Source organism: Pseudomonas sp. M2 (assembly GCF_015751845.1).
GTDB lineage: Bacteria > Pseudomonadota > Gammaproteobacteria > Pseudomonadales > Pseudomonadaceae > Aquipseudomonas > Aquipseudomonas putida_E.
This window is the reverse complement of record NZ_JADOUD010000001.1, coordinates 1743502-1758833: the sequence shown is the minus strand read 5'-3', so window position 1 is coordinate 1758833 and position 15332 is coordinate 1743502. Positions and strand designations below refer to the sequence as shown.

Annotated in this window: 17 protein-coding genes; 12 read left to right on the top strand and 5 right to left on the bottom strand. The window is 62.9% G+C overall.

What is annotated here, in order from left to right; translation table 11 throughout:
- Positions 1-27 precede the first annotated feature (27 nt).
- From mpl to IWW33_RS08225, 3 genes are read left to right on the top strand one after another with little or no spacing between them, the layout of a single operon-like run.
- Complete coding sequence (mpl, locus tag IWW33_RS08235) at positions 28-1377, top strand: UDP-N-acetylmuramate:L-alanyl-gamma-D-glutamyl-meso-diaminopimelate ligase (RefSeq protein WP_119688203.1); 1350 nt, start codon at positions 28-30, stop codon at positions 1375-1377.
- Positions 1374-2003: a flavin prenyltransferase UbiX gene (gene ubiX / locus IWW33_RS08230; RefSeq protein ID WP_039603651.1), complete on the top strand. Its 630-nt coding sequence runs from the start codon at positions 1374-1376 to the stop codon at positions 2001-2003. The genes mpl and ubiX overlap by 4 nt, the downstream gene beginning before the upstream one ends.
- Complete coding sequence (locus IWW33_RS08225; protein ID WP_046785120.1) at positions 2000-2287, top strand: YceK/YidQ family lipoprotein; 288 nt, start codon at positions 2000-2002, stop codon at positions 2285-2287. Before ubiX ends, IWW33_RS08225 begins: the two co-directional genes overlap by 4 nt.
- 46 nt (positions 2288-2333) lie before the next feature.
- Here the strand turns inward: IWW33_RS08225 and IWW33_RS08220 are convergent, their stop codons facing one another.
- From IWW33_RS08220 to IWW33_RS08210, 3 genes are all read right to left on the bottom strand, one after another.
- A complete protein-coding gene (locus IWW33_RS08220) occupies positions 2334-2978 on the bottom strand; it encodes an oxidoreductase (RefSeq protein ID WP_012312540.1) in 645 nt (214 codons plus the stop codon).
- Positions 2979-3005: 27 nt separating this feature from the next.
- Complete coding sequence (locus tag IWW33_RS08215) at positions 3006-4739, bottom strand: C13 family peptidase (RefSeq protein ID WP_174140983.1); 1734 nt, start codon at positions 4737-4739, stop codon at positions 3006-3008.
- Positions 4740-4834: 95 nt separating this feature from the next.
- A complete protein-coding gene (locus tag IWW33_RS08210) occupies positions 4835-5290 on the bottom strand; it encodes a MaoC family dehydratase (RefSeq protein ID WP_046785122.1) in 456 nt (151 codons plus the stop codon).
- A 145-nt stretch (positions 5291-5435) separates the two neighbouring features.
- Between IWW33_RS08210 and IWW33_RS08205 the strand changes: the two genes are divergently transcribed.
- From IWW33_RS08205 to IWW33_RS08195, 3 genes are read left to right on the top strand one after another with little or no spacing between them, the layout of a single operon-like run.
- Positions 5436-5798 (top strand): CidA/LrgA family protein, encoded by a 363-nt coding sequence (locus IWW33_RS08205; protein WP_046785123.1) that lies wholly within the window; start codon positions 5436-5438, stop codon positions 5796-5798.
- Positions 5795-6511 carry an LrgB family protein gene (locus IWW33_RS08200; protein ID WP_046785124.1) on the top strand — a complete coding sequence of 239 codons (717 nt, stop codon included), beginning with the start codon at positions 5795-5797 and terminating at the stop codon, positions 6509-6511. Before IWW33_RS08205 ends, IWW33_RS08200 begins: the two co-directional genes overlap by 4 nt.
- A 9-nt stretch (positions 6512-6520) precedes the next feature.
- Entirely contained in the window at positions 6521-7111 is a 591-nt protein-coding gene (locus IWW33_RS08195) for an LON peptidase substrate-binding domain-containing protein (RefSeq protein WP_046785125.1), read from the top strand.
- Between the two features lie 72 nt (positions 7112-7183).
- Here the strand turns inward: IWW33_RS08195 and IWW33_RS08190 are convergent, their stop codons facing one another.
- Positions 7184-8500, bottom strand: a complete 1317-nt coding sequence (locus tag IWW33_RS08190; RefSeq protein ID WP_115273491.1) for a bifunctional DedA family/phosphatase PAP2 family protein — start codon at positions 8498-8500, stop codon at positions 7184-7186.
- 3 nt (positions 8501-8503) lie between these two features.
- Positions 8504-9196 (bottom strand): DNA-3-methyladenine glycosylase, encoded by a 693-nt coding sequence (locus tag IWW33_RS08185; RefSeq protein ID WP_046785127.1) that lies wholly within the window; start codon positions 9194-9196, stop codon positions 8504-8506.
- A 203-nt stretch (positions 9197-9399) separates the two neighbouring features.
- Between IWW33_RS08185 and IWW33_RS08180 the strand changes: the two genes are divergently transcribed.
- The 6 genes from IWW33_RS08180 to rodA are packed head-to-tail and all read left to right on the top strand — an operon-like array spanning position 9400 to position 15325.
- Positions 9400-10671 carry a glutamate-5-semialdehyde dehydrogenase gene (locus tag IWW33_RS08180; RefSeq protein WP_174140982.1) on the top strand — a complete coding sequence of 424 codons (1272 nt, stop codon included), beginning with the start codon at positions 9400-9402 and terminating at the stop codon, positions 10669-10671.
- Complete coding sequence (gene nadD / locus IWW33_RS08175) at positions 10640-11332, top strand: nicotinate-nucleotide adenylyltransferase (RefSeq protein ID WP_046785129.1); 693 nt, start codon at positions 10640-10642, stop codon at positions 11330-11332. Before IWW33_RS08180 ends, nadD begins: the two co-directional genes overlap by 32 nt.
- Positions 11333-11377: 45 nt before the next feature.
- Positions 11378-11800, top strand: coding sequence for a ribosome silencing factor (gene rsfS, locus IWW33_RS08170; RefSeq protein WP_012312550.1), 423 nt, complete (start codon positions 11378-11380; stop codon positions 11798-11800).
- A 9-nt stretch (positions 11801-11809) separates the two neighbouring features.
- Positions 11810-12277 carry a 23S rRNA (pseudouridine(1915)-N(3))-methyltransferase RlmH gene (gene rlmH / locus IWW33_RS08165; protein WP_008090421.1) on the top strand — a complete coding sequence of 156 codons (468 nt, stop codon included), beginning with the start codon at positions 11810-11812 and terminating at the stop codon, positions 12275-12277.
- Between the two features lie 16 nt (positions 12278-12293).
- The gene (mrdA, locus tag IWW33_RS08160) at positions 12294-14183 is read left to right on the top strand and encodes a penicillin-binding protein 2 (protein WP_046785130.1); all 1890 of its coding nucleotides are present in this window, start codon (positions 12294-12296) and stop codon (positions 14181-14183) included.
- Between the two features lie 38 nt (positions 14184-14221).
- A complete protein-coding gene (gene rodA / locus IWW33_RS08155; RefSeq protein WP_042111868.1) occupies positions 14222-15325 on the top strand; it encodes a rod shape-determining protein RodA in 1104 nt (367 codons plus the stop codon).
- Positions 15326-15332 lie beyond the last annotated feature (7 nt).

The window sequence follows — 15332 nt, the reverse complement described above, 5'->3', positions numbered from 1 at the left end:
CTGCCTCGAAGTTTTGCGAGGTCGACCATGCATATTCATATTCTCGGTATTTGCGGCACTTTCATGGGTTCGCTGGCGGTGCTGGCCAAAGAACTCGGCCACCGTGTGACCGGTTCGGACGCCAACGTCTACCCACCGATGAGCACCCAGCTCCAGGCCCAGGGCATCGAGCTGACCCAAGGCTATGACCCGGCCCAGCTGGACCCGGCGCCGGACCTGGTGGTGATCGGCAACGCCATGTCGCGGGGCAACCCGGCGGTGGAGCATGTGCTCAACAAAGGCCTGCCTTATGTCTCCGGCCCCCAGTGGCTGGCCGACCATGTGCTGCAGGGGCGTTGGGTGCTGGCCGTGGCCGGTACCCACGGCAAGACCACCACCAGCAGCATGCTGGCCTGGGTCCTGGAGCATGCCGGCATGAGCCCCGGCTTCCTGATCGGTGGCGTGCCGCAGAACTTCTCGGTGTCGGCACGCTTGGGCGATACGCCGTTCTTCGTGGTGGAGGCCGACGAATACGACAGCGCGTTCTTCGACAAACGTTCGAAGTTCGTGCACTACCGTCCGCGCACTGCGATTCTCAATAACCTTGAGTTCGACCACGCGGACATCTTCCCGGATCTGGCCTCCATCGAGCGGCAGTTCCATCACTTGGTGCGCACCATTCCGAGCGAAGGCCTGGTGATCCATCCGACCACCGAACAGGCGCTGGAGCGGGTAATCGGCATGGGTTGCTGGACGCCAGTGCAGACCACCGGCGAGGGTGGCCAATGGCAGGCGCGCTTGCTCAGTGCCGACGGCTCGCGCTTCGAAGTGCTGTTCGAGGGGCAAGCGCAAGGCGTTGTGGACTGGGCCCTGACCGGCCAGCACAACGTTGCCAACGCGCTGGCAACATTGGCCGCTGCCCGTCACGTGGGGGTGGTGCCTGCCATGGGCATTGAAGGCCTGAGCGCGTTCAAGAGCGTCAAGCGGCGCATGGAAAAGGTCGCAGAAGTTCAAGGCGTGACCATCTATGATGACTTCGCTCACCATCCGACGGCTATCGCCACCACCCTCGACGGCCTGCGCAAGCGGGTGGGCGAGGCACCGGTGATCGCCATCATCGAGCCTCGTTCCAACTCCATGAAGCTGGGCGCGCACCGTGACGGCCTGCCGGAAAGCGTCAACGATGCCGACCAGGTAGTCTGGTATGCGCCAGCCAACCTGGGCTGGGACCTGGCGGCGACTGCGGCGCAGTGCAAGGTGCCGAGCGTGGTCGCCGACAGCCTCGAAGCGATCATCGAGCGGGTCAAGGGCCAGGCGCGGCCGGGCACACACGTGGTGATCATGAGCAACGGCGGCTTTGGCGGCCTGCATGGCAAGCTGGCCGAGGCCCTGAAGTGAGCGGGCCGGAACGCATCACCCTGGCCATGACCGGCGCCTCCGGCGCGCAGTATGGCTTGCGTCTGCTCGATTGCCTGGTGCGCGAAGACCGTGAGGTGCATTTTCTCATCTCCAAGGCCGCGCAATTGGTGATGTCCACCGAGACTGACGTGCTGCTGCCGCCAAAACCCCAGGCCATGCAGGCCTTTCTGACCGAGTACACCGGTGCTGCCGATGGGCAGATCCGCGTGTATGGCAAGGAGGACTGGATGTCGCCGGTGGCTTCGGGCTCCGGCGCACCGGCGGCCATGGTGGTGGTGCCGTGCTCCACCGGCACCTTGTCGGCCATCGCCACCGGGGCCTGCAACAACCTGATCGAACGTGCCGCCGACGTGACCCTCAAGGAGCGTCGCCAGCTGATCCTGGTGCCGCGCGAGGCGCCATTCTCGACCATCCATCTGGAGAACATGCTCAAGCTCTCGCAGATGGGGGCGGTGATCTTGCCGGCGGCGCCCGGCTTCTATCACCAGCCGCAGACCATCGATGACCTGGTCGACTTCGTCGTGGCGCGCATTCTGAACCTGCTGAACATCCCGCAGGACATGTTGCCGCGCTGGGGGGAGCATCATCTTGGGGCGGATGATTGAAACGCACGTTGCCTGCAATGCTGGCCGTCCTGTTGCTCAACGGCTGTGCCACGGTGCGCACGCTTGATGCCAACAAGCCGGGCGCGCCGGTGGTGTATGCCGGCACCCGGCTGGACTTGTACGTGATCAATGGCGGGTGCTGCCCCAAGGATCATTTCGGGGCTCAGGCGCCGGCGTATCCGCGGCTGGACCTGCCTGGGAGCATGCTGCTCGATACCCTGCTGCTGCCATTATCGTTGCTGACGGCTGCCGGGATCGGCTTCCAGGCCACTGGCGGTCTGTAACGGCCCTGTCGCCGGCTTGCCGGCGACAGGGCCGTTCAGGCGGGCGCTATTTCTTGCCTAATCTACGCAGCTCATCCGACTCGACAACCCTAATCCCGTCCTCTTCCTCCAGCGCCAGGCGCCATAGCGCCCGCGCCAATGTGCAGGCTTCGATGCCCCGATACTTGCCCGGCATCAACCGCGCAAACGGGGAAGCCAGCCGTTCGCCCAAGCGCGGCGCAATGCGCTCACCCAGCAGCAGCGAAGGCCTGACAATCGTCAGTTGCGGCCAATCCTGCGCCTTGAGCGCCTCTTCCATTTCGCCCTTGACCCGGTTGTAGAAGATCGACGACTTGGGATCGGCGCCGATGGCGCTGACCACCAGCAGGTGGCGCGCACCCATCTCCCGTGCACGCTTGCTGAAGGCCACCACCATGTCCAGGTCGACGGCGCGGAACGCCTGCTCGGAGCCGGCCTGCTTCAAGGTAGTGCCCAGGCAGCAGTAAGCGATGTCCACGCGCCCGGCCAGTTGCGGTAGGAACACCGCAGGGTCGCCGACCGGGTTTTCCAGGTGTGGGTGTTCGGCCAGGGGGCGGCGGGTGGGTGCCAGAACGCGGCTGATGGTGGGCTCGTTGAGCAGGCGGTCAAGCAGGTGTTCACCCGTCAGGCCCGTGGCTCCGGCAAGCAGGACATGCTGAGGCGTCAAGTACATGATGTCTCTCCTGTGTTACACACAAGTCTAGTGCGGGGCTGGCCTTTTTTCCTGCCCCTGCGAAGTCGCTTGTGCGGCATTGCGTAAGGCTTTCTCAGCTTGCTGCTGGCGCAAGCGTTGCCAATGTGCCAGTACGGTTGGTGGTGCCCAGATCTGTGGCTCGGAGGCTTCGAAACCTTCCCTCTTCTCCCGTTCGGCAACACTGCTGCGCGCCAGTTCGAACGCTTGTTCGAGGTCGTCGGTCTGGTTCAGCGCCTGGGCAAACAGAGCCTCGCCGAAATAGGTGAAATCGGCCTCTTCCGAGCAGCCGAATGACACCCTGTCCGCCCGTGCGGCAGTCATGATGATCGTCCGCTCATCTTTGAGCGGGGCGATGTAGCCCCCTGAATAGCAGGCGGAGATGACGATCACCTTGTCGCGCTCTTTGAGCGGCGCCAAGGCGCTGGCCAGTTCGTCGGCGGACAGGTCGGCAAGCTGCAGGCGTGGTTGGTCGAATACCAACTGGTGGTCCTGGCTGCCATGGCTGGTCAGGTAGATGAACACCAAGTCTTGCGGGCCAGTGCGCTCGGCCAGTGTGCGGGCGGCGCGGGTAAGGTTTTCGCGGGTTGCCATGGGCCGTGTGGACATCTGGTCGCGGTGGTTGACCAGCGTGATCTGGCCGTGGGCACCGAAGCGCACCTTCAAAAGATTGCTGACGTAGTCGGCCTCGCGCAGAAATACACTCTGCTGGCCGTCACCGGCGACCACCAGGCTATACAGCTCAATGGGCGGCGCGGAGCGCGGTACGCGCGCCAGCGCCTCATCCAGTAGCTTGCCCTGATTGAGCAGGGCCAGTTCCAGCGGGTCGGGGAGCAGTTTGCCGTTGTGGTCGCGAACGCGCACACCATTGACCCAGTAACCGCTTTGCACCTTGCCACTGGCCAGGGTCAGTTTACCCTGGCCCTGGTAGGCGTCGTTTTCGAAGCCGCCGACGTAGTGGCTGCCATCGGGCAGTTGCAGGCTGCCCTGGCCGGCCAGGCGCCAGTCGACGAAGCTGCCCTTGTAGTGGCTGCCATCGCTGCCCAGCATTTCCCCCTCGCCAAGCAGCGAGCCGTCCTTGAACTCGCCGATCCAGACATCACCTTCGGCGTTTTCAAAGCGGCCACGACCTTCCAGGCGGTTGTCCTTGAACTCGCCGATATATTGCTCGCCATCGACGCTGTCGTAGGTGCCGCTGCCCTGCAACAGACCGTCGACGAAGCGGCCACTGAACTGATTGCCGCTGGCATCGCTGCGTACGCCGGCACCATTGGGCTTGCCGCTGGCAAACAGGCCCTGGTAACGGCTGCCGTCCGCCAGTTCGAGCTCACCCGCGCCATGGTACTGATCGTCCTTGAACTGGCCGCGGTAGGTCTGGTCCGCCTGCTTGAGCGTACCTTCGCCGTCGCGACGGCCGTGGCTGAAGGTGCCTGCATAGTGGCTGCCGGGGGTGGTCAGGTCGCCCACGCCCTGGAACAGGCCGGCGGCGAACTGGCCGCGATAGACCTCGCCATTGCTGCCATGCCACTCGCCCTGACCATGCCATTGGCCATCCTTGAAGCCGCCGGCGTACCAGCTGCCGTTGGGATAGTCGATGCGCCCTTCGCCTTGCAGCAAGCCGTCAACCACCTGGCCCCTGTAACGACCGCCATCGGGCAGGCGCGCATCCGGTGGCAACAGCGATTCGCCATCGCCACAGGCAGCGAGCATCAGGGTCAGGGTGAGAGGCAACAGAGCACGCATGGCCGAATCCGGGCAAAAGTTATGCCGAGTATGCCGCACAATGGGGCGGATGAGACAGCCATGGCAGGGGCCGCGTGGCGACCCCCAAAAAACGATCAGACGAAGCAGAGCGAAAGCGGCTCGGCGATATAGGCCGGCTTCTCTTCGCCTTCGATCTCCAGTGTCGCGGTAGCCTTGAGCAACCACTGCCCAGGTTTCTTCTCGGTCACCTCACCCAGGTCCACCTTCAGGCGCACCTTGCTGCCGACTTTCACCGGCTGAATGAAACGCACACTGTCGAGCCCGTAATTGACCACCATCTTCAGGCCTTCAGGCAGCACCAGTATGTCTTCCATCAGCTTTGGAATCAGCGACAAGGTCAGGAAGCCATGGGCAATGGTGCAGCCAAAGGGTGTCTTGGCCGCTTTGTCAGGGTCGACATGGATGAATTGAAAATCGCCCGTGGCCTCAGCGAACAGGTTGATGCGTTGCTGGTCGATCTTCAGCCAGTCGGAACGTCCCAGTTCCTTTCCAACGTACTGCGAAAGCTCGGTAACCGGTACATAGGGCATCGCGACTCTCCAGGTTGTCATTTGGTACGAGTGTGCAAGATCAGCACGGCGAACAATTACAGTCAAGTTGCCAGCATCAGGGCGAATATCCGCCCATAGCCTTGCGCGTGCTTATAATGGCCGGCATGGCCGAAAGGAGATCCTTATGCTGTTGCGTGGTTTGACCTGGCTGGTGCTGTTCCAGCTGCTGGGTACGGCGCTCAATCATCTGTTGGTGCCGATACTGCCCGGGCCGATCATCGGCCTTTTGCTTTTGTTGTCGTTCCTCATGGCCCGCGGTGAGGTCGGCAAGCCGTTGAACGAGGCGGCGAGCAGTCTGTTGCGTTACCTGCCGCTACTGTTGGTGCCGCCAGCAGTGGGTGTGATGGTGTATGCCAAGGATATCGCTGCAGACTTTTGGGCCATCGCCGGCGCGCTTCTGATCTCCTGCCTGGCCACCTTGGTCTTTGTCGGTGTATTGATGCAGAAACTCATGCATCGCCAGGGCAAGCGCGGGGAGCAGCCATGATCCTCGATTGGCAGGGCGCGCTCGATGCGGTTGTCCACCATCCGCTGTTTGGCATTGGTATTACGCTGGGTGCCTATCAGGTGGTGCTGGCAGCTTACGAGAAAACCCGCTGGATCTTCCTGCAGCCAGTACTGGTGTCGATGGTCATGGTGATCGGTGTGTTGCTGGTCTGTGGTATCGACTACCGTGAGTACCGCAAGAGCACCGAGATCATGAACATCCTGCTGGGGCCGGCCACGGTGGCCTTGGCCGTGCCGCTCTACCTCAACCTGCGGCGTATCCGTCAGCTGTTCTGGCCGACATTTACTACGCTGGTAATCGGAGGCCTGTTCGCCACGCTCTGCTGCCTGTTGCTGGGCTGGTGGTTCGGCGCCGAACACATGATCCTGATGACCATGGCGCCGAAGTCGGTGACCTCACCGATTGCCATGCTTGTGGCCGAGCAAATTGGTGGTGTGGCGGCCCTGGCGGCGGTCTTCGTGTTGATCACCGGGGTGATCGGGGCCATTTTCGGCCCTGCGCTGTTGAGCCGTTTTGGTGTGCATAGCCCCGAGGCGCGCGGCATGTCCCTGGGCGTGACCGCGCATGCCGTGGGTACCTCGGTGGCCTTGCAGGAAAGTGACGAGTGCGGCGCGTTTGCCGCACTGGCGATGAGCCTGATGGGGGTGGCCACGGCGGTGTTCCTGCCGTTGGCGGTCAGCCTGGTGGCTTGAGGAGTTGTGATGACGCTACCGCTGTTTCCCCTCAATACTGTGTTGTTTCCCGGTTGCCTGCTGGATTTGCAGATATTCGAAGCCCGCTACCTGGACATGATTGGCCGCTGCATGAAGCAGGGCACAGGCTTTGGTGTGGTGTGCATCGTCGAAGGCGAGCAGGTCGGCAAGGCGCCGCCTGTGGTTGCATCGATCGGGTGCGAGGCGCTGATCCGTGATTTTGTCCAGCAGGACAACGGCTTGCTGGGTATCCGTGTGGAAGGTGTGCGGCGCTTCGAGCTGGGTCAGACCGAGGTGCAGAAAGACCAGTTGCTGCTGGGCGAGGTGCATTGGCTGGCGGAGCAGGCGGACAGCCCGCTGACCGATCAGGACGATGACCTGCTGGCCCTGCTGGTGGCGTTGGGTGAGCACCCGATGGTCGAGGCGCTGGACATGCCCCGTGACGTCGCGGGGCGCCAGGCACTGGCCAACCAGCTGGCTTATCTGCTGCCGTTCATGGAAGAGGACAAGCTGGACTTGCTGGCGATCGACTCGCCGTCGCAGCGGCTGGCGGAAATCCAGAGGCTGCTGGAGCGGATTCAGGGTGAGTTGTTTGCCTGATAGAGGGTGGTTGCCTTTATGGCCCTATCGCCGGCAAGCCTGCTTGCCGGCGATAGGGCTGTACAGCCAGCGTCAATATTGGTAACGCTCCAGGGCCAACGGCAAGGCATACAGGGCAAAGAAAGCCAGTAATGCGATACACGCCGGTAGTACCAGCCACCATACCCGTTGTGGCAATGCATTGAGCGGCTGGCGATATTGCACCAGCGTCAGGCTGAGCGCGCAGACGCAGCAGGCCAGCAAGGCTCCGGCCAGGATGTCGGTCGGCCAATGCGCTCCCAGGTAAACGCGCGACAGGGCAATCGCCAGCGCCGGAATGCACCCCAGCATCACCCAGGTCAGGCGCATGCGTGGCGGCTGGCCACGCCCTGCCAGCACCGCCATCACCAGGAAGAACGCAAACGAGGCCGAGCTATGCCCGCTGGGCATGCTGTAACTGGTCAAGGGGTCGGTCAGCACCTCCGGTCGCGCCCGGGCGAACAGCCATTTCAGCGAGCCATTGGCAATTGCCGTACCCATCAAGGCGCCACCGGCGAACAGTGCATGCCGCCATTGTCGGGCGAGCAGCAGCAGGCCGGTGAGCAGCCCGCCCAGGAACAGCTGGGTGCGGAAATCGCCCAGGCGGGTTACCAGCACCATGGTGCCGTCCAAGGCTTGGCTGCGATGCTCCTGCACCAGGGTCATCACGCCCTGGTCGAACTCGTGAAAATACGGCCATCCCAGAAACACCCCGGCCAATGCCAGAAAGCTCAAGCCGGCGATCAGCCGCGTCCCGTGGCGCTGGTCGCGTACGCTGCTGTTCAGGCTCAGCCCGATCAGCACCGCCAGGGCGCCGGCGATGATGCCTGCATCCAGCCAGAACCCTTCCGGCAAGGGCAGGCGCATGGCCGCCCCGGTAGCCCAGCCCGGCAACAGGTAGGCGACCGACCAGCCGGCACCGGCCAGCACGCTGACCGCGATGAAGCGCGGCAACGGCATGTCAAACATGCCCGCGACCATCGGCAGCATCGGCCGCAGCGGGCCGATGAAACGGCCAACCAGCAAGCTGGCGATGCCGTAGCGCTGGAAGTAGGTTTCAGCGCTGCCGATCCATTCCGGGTGGTGGCGCAACAGGGGTAGGCGGCGGATGTTCTGGTGGAAGTACTTGCCTATCGTGTAAGACAGGGCGTCACCGAGCAGGCCGCCGAGGAACCCCAGCAGCAATGTTTCGCCCAGGCTGAAGGTGCCGCTGCCGGCCAATACCGCGACGGCAAACAGCAGTACCGTACCAGGTACGATGATGCCGGCGATGGCCAGGCATTCGATGCAGGCCACCAGAAAAATTGCCACGCCAAGCCACTGCGGGTTGGCGCTGAGCCAGCCTGTCAGGCTGTCGAGCCATTGGCCCATGTTTCAGCTTCCTTGTTTGAGAATGAAAAAGTCTTGCCCTTCGACTTGCCCCCGGCGCAGCGGGTTCCGGGTGCAGAAGCGGGCGTATTCGGCGTCGATGAAACGGTACGGCAGGTGCTCATCGCGGCCATGGGGGATACCCAGGCGCGCGGCCTGGACCACTTTGGGCACGGTGATGGCACAATCCTCGACGTACAGGCGTTCAGGGTCGAAGCGCTGGCCATCCCACTGCGCTACCTTCAAGCCCAAGGCCCGGCAGAGCAGGGTCTGGCCGGCGCACAGGCGTTCGGCTGGGCGCAGCTTGCCGCTGGCGTCGGGGTTGTTCAACTGCATTTGCGCCAGGCTGTTGGCACCGGAAAGGGCGTCCACCCAGGGGTAGGCCGACTTTATGAGCACTGCATTGCCTGGGCCGTGTGCGCTGAAGTTGAGCGAGTCACCTCCGCGGGCGTAATACATGTAGATATGCCCGCCATCGAGAAACAGCGCCCTGCGCTTTTCTGTGTAGCCAAGCGAGGCATGGCTGCCCTTGTCAGTCAGGTAATAGGCCTCGGTTTCGATGATCCGTGCGGCCAGCCACAGGTCGCCATGCCGATGGCGGATGACCTTGCCCAGCAGGGCTTTGGCCAGGGTCTGGGCGTCTCGGTCGAAGAAGCTGTCGGGCAAGGCGCGGGCAGGGCAGGGGGTCGTGTCTGGCATGCTGGCGGTTCGTCGTGGTCAGGCGCGGATGATAGCAACGATTGGCTTAATCGAGGCTGAACCAAGACAGTTCGATAAGGCCGGTTACATCTTTCCTACAGATTCTTGTCTGCCATTTTCTACCATCCGCCACCCGCCGCTGGGCGTATACCTGCGCGGCAGTTATAATCAGCCGATTTCCCCTTCGCCAAGACACCGAACCCATGACTGAGTCCGTTCTTGACTACATGACCCGTTTGGGTCGCGCCGCTCGCCAGGCCTCCCGGGTGATCGCCCGCGCCAGCACTGCGCAGAAGAACCGCGCCCTGCAGGCTGCTGCCGATGCACTGGACGCCGCGCGTGCCGAGCTTACCGCAGCCAACGAACAGGACCTGGCCGCCGGCCGTGCCAACGGTCTGGAGCCTGCCCTGCTCGACCGCCTGGCCCTGACTCCTGCGCGTATCGACGGCATGATCACCGGCCTGCGCCAGGTGGCCAGCCTGGCAGACCCGGTCGGCGCCATCCGCGACATGAGCTATCGCCCGTCGGGTATTCAGGTCGGCAAGATGCGCGTGCCGCTGGGGGTGATCGGGATCATCTACGAATCGCGCCCGAACGTGACCATCGATGCCGCCAGCCTGTGCCTGAAGTCAGGCAACGCCACCATCCTGCGCGGCGGCTCCGAGGCCATTCACTCCAACCGCGCCATCGCCACGTGCATTCAGCGTGGCCTTGCCGAGGCCGGCCTGCCGGCCGCCGTGGTTCAGGTGGTCGAGACCACCGACCGTGAGGCGGTTGGCGCGCTGATCAGCATGCCTGAGTTTGTCGATGTCATCGTCCCGCGGGGCGGCCGTGGCCTGATCGAACGCATCAGCCGCGATGCCCGTGTGCCGGTCATCAAGCACCTGGACGGCATCTGTCACGTCTATGTTGCCGAGCACGCGGACCTGGACAAGGCCTTGCGCGTTGCTTTCAACGCCAAGACTTACCGTTACGGTATTTGCGGTGCGATGGAAACCCTGCTGGTCGACCAGCGTGTGGCTGAAGGTTTCCTGCCGGAAATGGCCCGCCGTTTCCAGGAAAAGGGCGTCGAACTGCGCGGGTGCGAGCGTACCCGTGCGCTGATCGAGGCCAAGCCGGCCAGCGAAGACGATTGGCTCACCGAGTACCTCGACGCCATCCTGTCGATTCGTGTGGTCGATGGCCTGGACCAGGCCATCGAGCACATCAACCACTATGGCTCGCATCACACCGATTCGATCATTACCGAACACCAGGGCCAGGCCCGTCAGTTCATGGCCGAGGTGGACTCGGCATCGGTGATGCTCAACACCCCGACCTGCTTCGCCGACGGCTTCGAGTATGGCCTGGGCGCGGAAATCGGTATTTCCACCGACAAGCTGCACGCCCGCGGCCCGGTCGGCCTGGAAGGCCTGACCTGCGAGAAGTACGTAGTGATCGGCGATGGCCAACTGCGCGGCCAGGAGTCCTGCTGAGTTGAGCAAGGCCCAGGCAGTCCGGCGCATCGGCATTCTTGGCGGTACTTTCGACCCCGTGCACATCGGCCACCTGCGCAGCGCGCTTGAGGTCGCCGAGTTCATGGGGCTGGAAGAGATGCGCCTGTTGCCCAATGCCCGGCCGCCACACCGCGACACCCCGCAGGTGGCGGCCGAAGATCGCCTGGCGATGGTGCGTGGGGCCGTGCAAGGCGTCGAACGCCTGAGCGTGGATGCCCGCGAGCTTGAGCGCGACAAACCGTCCTACACCATCGATACGCTGGAGTCGGTCCGCGCCGAACTGGGCGCTGCTGACCAGCTGTTTCTGGTGTTGGGCTGGGATGCCTTCTGCGGCTTGCCTGGCTGGCACCGCTGGGAAGAACTGCTGCAACACTGTCACATCCTGGTGCTGCAACGCCCGGATGCCGACGTTGAACCCCCTGACGAGCTGCGCAACCTGTTGGCCGCGCGCTCCGAGAGCGATCCCACCGCCATGTCCGGCCCGGCGGGTAGTATTTCGTTCGTCTGGCAGACACCGCTTGCGGTGTCGGCTACACAGATCCGACAGCTGCTGGCCAGCGGCAGGTCGGTGAGGTTCCTGGTGCCGGACGCCGTACTGGCCTACATCGAGGCGCATGAACTGTATCGTGCGCCTAACTGACGGTGCCCTGTGGGCGCCTCATCCAACGAGTTGAACGAGTTTTATATGAGCAAGCAGAAAATCAATGGCGAAGAACTGGTCAAGCTGACCATCAGCGCGCTGGAAGACGTCAAGGCCCAGGATATCCAGGTCATCGACGTTCGCGAGAAGCACAGCCTGACCGACTACATGATCATTGCCACCGGTACCTCCAATCGCCAGATCAACGCGATGCTGGAAAAGGTCCGTGAAGCGGTCAAGAAAGAGGGTGCGCAGCCGCTGGGCGAAGAAGGCAAGGGCGACAGCGACTGGGTACTGCTGGACCTGAACGACGTCATCGTGCACATGATGACCGCCGCTGCCCGCCAGTTCTACGACCTGGAACGCCTGTGGCTGGGTGCCGAGCAGAGCCGCGCCGCCGATGCCAAGCACCACAGCCCGGAAAACGCCAGCGACTACTTCACCGACAAGCTCAAAGACCGGGAATAAGGAAGCGTCGTGCGTCTGCGCCTGATCGCGGTCGGCTCGCGCATGCCCAAGTGGGTCGAGGAAGGCTGGCATGAATATGCCAAGCGCCTGCCCCAGGAGCTGTCGCTGGAGCTGGTGGAAATTCCGCTGAACACCCGTGGCAAGAATGCCGACGTCGCCCGCCTGATTCGTCAGGAGGGTGAGGCCATGCTGAGCAAGGTTCAGCCCGGGGAACGCATCGTCACCCTCGAGGTCCATGGCAAGCCCTGGAGTACCGAGCAATTGGCGACCGAGCTGGACCGCTGGCGGCTGGATTCGCGCACGGTGAATTTGATGGTGGGCGGCCCGGAAGGGCTGGCGCCTGAGGTTTGTGCGCGCGCCGAGCAACGCTGGTCGCTGTCGCCGCTGACCCTGCCGCACCCGTTGGTAAGGATACTCATCGGCGAGCAGATCTACCGCGCCTGGACCGTGTTGTCCGGGCACCCTTACCACAAATGAGCCTGTAAGCAGTCCGATGTCGCAGCCGATCCGCCTCAAGGACCACGAGAAAGACGCCCGCCTGGTGCGTAACCGCGTCGTGGTCGGCGCCGTCGCGATCATGCTGCTTGTCTGCGTGTTGATCGCACGCCTGTACTACCTGCAGATCATCCAGTACGACTACCACTCCACGTTGTCAGAGAACAATCGGGTGCACGTGCAGCCGATCCCGCCGACGCGCGGGCTGATCTTCGACCGCAATGGGGTGATCATCGCCGATAACCGGCCGAGCTTCAGCCTGTCCATGACCCGTGAACGTGCGGGTAACTGGCAGGAAGTGCTGGACAATATCGTGGAAGTGCTGGAGCTGACGCCGGACGATCGTGCGCTTTTCGAAAAACGCATGAGGCAGGGGCGAAGGCCGTTCGAGCCAGTGCCGATCCTGTTCGAGCTGAACGAAGAGCAGATCGCCCGCGTGGCGGTCAACCAGTTCCGTTTGCCTGGCGTCGAAGTGGTCGCCCAGTTGGTGCGGCATTACCCGCAAGGTGCGCATTTCGCCCATTCGGTAGGGTATGTCGGGCGGATCAACGAGAAAGAGCTCAAAAGCCTAGATCCTGTGAACTACAGCGGCACCCACCATATCGGCAAGACCGGTATCGAGCGCTTCTACGAAGCCGACCTGCACGGCCAGGTCGGTTACGAGGAAGTCGAGACCAACGCTCGCGGGCGCGTGCTGCGGGTCCTCAAGCGTACCGACCCGAAACCTGGCAAGGACATCGTGCTGAGCCTGGACATCAAGTTGCAGGAAGCTGCCGAAGCGGCCCTGGGTGGGCGCCGCGGTGCGGTGGTAGCGCTCGACCCGCGCAACGGCGAAGTGCTGGCGATGGTCAGCCAGCCGAGTTTCGACCCCAACCTGTTCGTCACCGGCATCAGTTTCAAGGCCTACGCCGAGTTGCGCGACTCGATCGACCGGCCGCTGTTCAACCGCGTGCTGCGCGGCTTGTACCCGCCGGGTTCGACCATCAAGCCGGCGGTTGCCATCGCCGGCCTCGACAGTGGTGTGGTCAACGCCGGCAGTCGTGTGTTCGACCCGGGGTATTACCAACTGCCCAACTACGATCACAAATACCGTAACTGGAACCGCAGTGGTGATGGCTGGGTCGACCTGGATACCGCAATCATGCGTTCCAATGACACCTATTTCTACGATCTTGCCCACAAGATGGGTATCGATCGGCTGTCCATCTACATGAACAAGTTCGGCATCGGCCAGAAAGTTGCCCTGGACATGTTCGAGGAGTCGGCCGGGCTGATGCCGTCGCGTGAATGGAAGCGCGCCACCCGCCGCCAAGCCTGGTTCCCCGGTGAAACCCTTATTCTGGGCATCGGCCAGGGCTACATGCAGGCAACACCGCTGCAACTGGCCCAGGCCACCGCGCTGATCGCCAACAAAGGCGTTTGGAACCGCCCGCACCTGGCCAAGACCATCGAAGGCCAGCCGCCCGTGGACCCGAACCCGATGGAAAACATCATCCTGCGTGACAAGTCCGACTGGGCCAAGGTCACCCACGGCATGGAGCAGGTGATGCACAACGCCCGCGGTACCGCACGCAAGGCTGCGGCCGGTGCCCAGTACCGCATTGCCGGCAAGAGCGGTACCGCGCAGGTGGTAGCGATCAAGCAGGGCGAGAAATACGACCGCAACAAAATTCAGGAGCGCCACCGCGACCATGCGTTGTTCGTCGCCTTCGCCCCGGCCGACGATCCGAAGATCGTGGTTTCGGTGATGGTCGAGAACGGCGAGTCCGGCTCCGGTGTAGCCGCACCCGTTGTGCGGCAGATCATGGACGCCTGGCTGCTCGACGAGAACGGTCGGCTCAAGCCTGAGTTCGCTCCTGCCACTGTCGCCCAGGAAACGGCCCCGTGAAGAACAATTTCGATCGCATGCTCTCCAGCGAGGACGTGATGCGTCGACGCGCCAGCTTCCTGCAGCGCATCCACATCGACGGCCCCTTGCTGGTCATCCTGCTGACCCTCGCCGCCGGCAGTCTGTTCGTGCTCTATTCTGCCAGCGGCAAGAACTGGGATTTGCTACTTAAGCAGGCCACTTCATTCGGTATCGGGCTGGTGTCGATGTTCGTCATCGCTCAGCTTGAACCCCGCTTCATGGCGCGCTGGGTGCCTCTTGCCTATCTCACTGGGGTGCTGCTGCTGGTCGTGGTGGACGTCATGGGCCATAACGCCATGGGTGCCACGCGCTGGATCAACATACCCGGGGTAATACGCTTCCAGCCCTCGGAGTTCATGAAGATCATCATGCCGGCGACCATCGCCTGGTACCTGTCCAAACGCACCTTGCCGCCTCATTTGAAACACGTGGCCATCAGCCTGGTGCTGATTGGCGTGCCGTTCATCCTCATCGTCCGCCAGCCGGACCTAGGTACGGCGTTGCTGATCCTTGCCTCCGGCGCCTTCGTGCTGTTCATGGGCGGCCTGCGCTGGCGCTGGATCCTCAGCGTGCTGACGGCGGCCGTGCCTGTGGCGGTGGCCATGTGGTTCTTCGTCATGCACGACTACCAGAAACAGCGTGTGCTGACGTTCCTCGACCCTGAAAGCGACCCGCTGGGCACCGGCTGGAACATCATCCAGTCCAAAGCGGCCATTGGCTCGGGTGGCGTGTTCGGCAAGGGCTGGCTGCTGGGCACCCAGTCGCACCTGGACTTCCTTCCCGAGAGCCATACCGACTTCATCATCGCCGTGCTCGGCGAGGAGTTCGGCCTGGTCGGCATCTGCCTGCTGCTGATCGTCTACCTCTTGCTGATCGGTCGTGGGCTGATGATCACGGCTCAGGCGCAGACCTTGTTCGGCAAGCTGCTTGCAGGCAGCCTGACCATGACCTTCTTTGTATATGTATTCGTCAATATCGGTATGGTCAGCGGCCTATTGCCCGTGGTGGGCGTGCCGCTGCCCTTCATTAGTTATGGCGGAACTTCGTTGGTGACGCTGCTGTCAGCGTTTGGCGTTCTCATGTCGATCCATACGCACCGTAAATGGATCGCACAGGTTTGAAAAAGGT

Excerpts from the sequence above, each read along its gene's own strand:
- mpl (WP_119688203.1), top strand. The coding sequence starts at position 28 with ATGCATATTCATATTCTCGGTATTTGCGGCACTTTCATGGGTTCGCTG.
- IWW33_RS08220 (WP_012312540.1), bottom strand. The coding sequence starts at position 2,978 with ATGTACTTGACGCCTCAGCATGTCCTGCTTGCCGGAGCCACGGGCCTG.
- IWW33_RS08215 (WP_174140983.1), bottom strand. The coding sequence starts at position 4,739 with ATGCGTGCTCTGTTGCCTCTCACCCTGACCCTGATGCTCGCTGCCTGT.
- IWW33_RS08210 (WP_046785122.1), bottom strand. The coding sequence starts at position 5,290 with ATGCCCTATGTACCGGTTACCGAGCTTTCGCAGTACGTTGGAAAGGAA.
- IWW33_RS08205 (WP_046785123.1), top strand. The coding sequence starts at position 5,436 with ATGCTGTTGCGTGGTTTGACCTGGCTGGTGCTGTTCCAGCTGCTGGGT.
- IWW33_RS08200 (WP_046785124.1), top strand. The coding sequence starts at position 5,795 with ATGATCCTCGATTGGCAGGGCGCGCTCGATGCGGTTGTCCACCATCCG.
- IWW33_RS08195 (WP_046785125.1), top strand. The coding sequence starts at position 6,521 with ATGACGCTACCGCTGTTTCCCCTCAATACTGTGTTGTTTCCCGGTTGC.
- IWW33_RS08190 (WP_115273491.1), bottom strand. The coding sequence starts at position 8,500 with ATGGGCCAATGGCTCGACAGCCTGACAGGCTGGCTCAGCGCCAACCCG.
- IWW33_RS08185 (WP_046785127.1), bottom strand. The coding sequence starts at position 9,196 with ATGCCAGACACGACCCCCTGCCCTGCCCGCGCCTTGCCCGACAGCTTC.
- IWW33_RS08180 (WP_174140982.1), top strand. The coding sequence starts at position 9,400 with ATGACTGAGTCCGTTCTTGACTACATGACCCGTTTGGGTCGCGCCGCT.
- nadD (WP_046785129.1), top strand. The coding sequence starts at position 10,640 with ATGGCCAACTGCGCGGCCAGGAGTCCTGCTGAGTTGAGCAAGGCCCAG.
- rsfS (WP_012312550.1), top strand. The coding sequence starts at position 11,378 with ATGAGCAAGCAGAAAATCAATGGCGAAGAACTGGTCAAGCTGACCATC.
- mrdA (WP_046785130.1), top strand. The coding sequence starts at position 12,294 with ATGTCGCAGCCGATCCGCCTCAAGGACCACGAGAAAGACGCCCGCCTG.
- rodA (WP_042111868.1), top strand. The coding sequence starts at position 14,222 with ATGCGTCGACGCGCCAGCTTCCTGCAGCGCATCCACATCGACGGCCCC.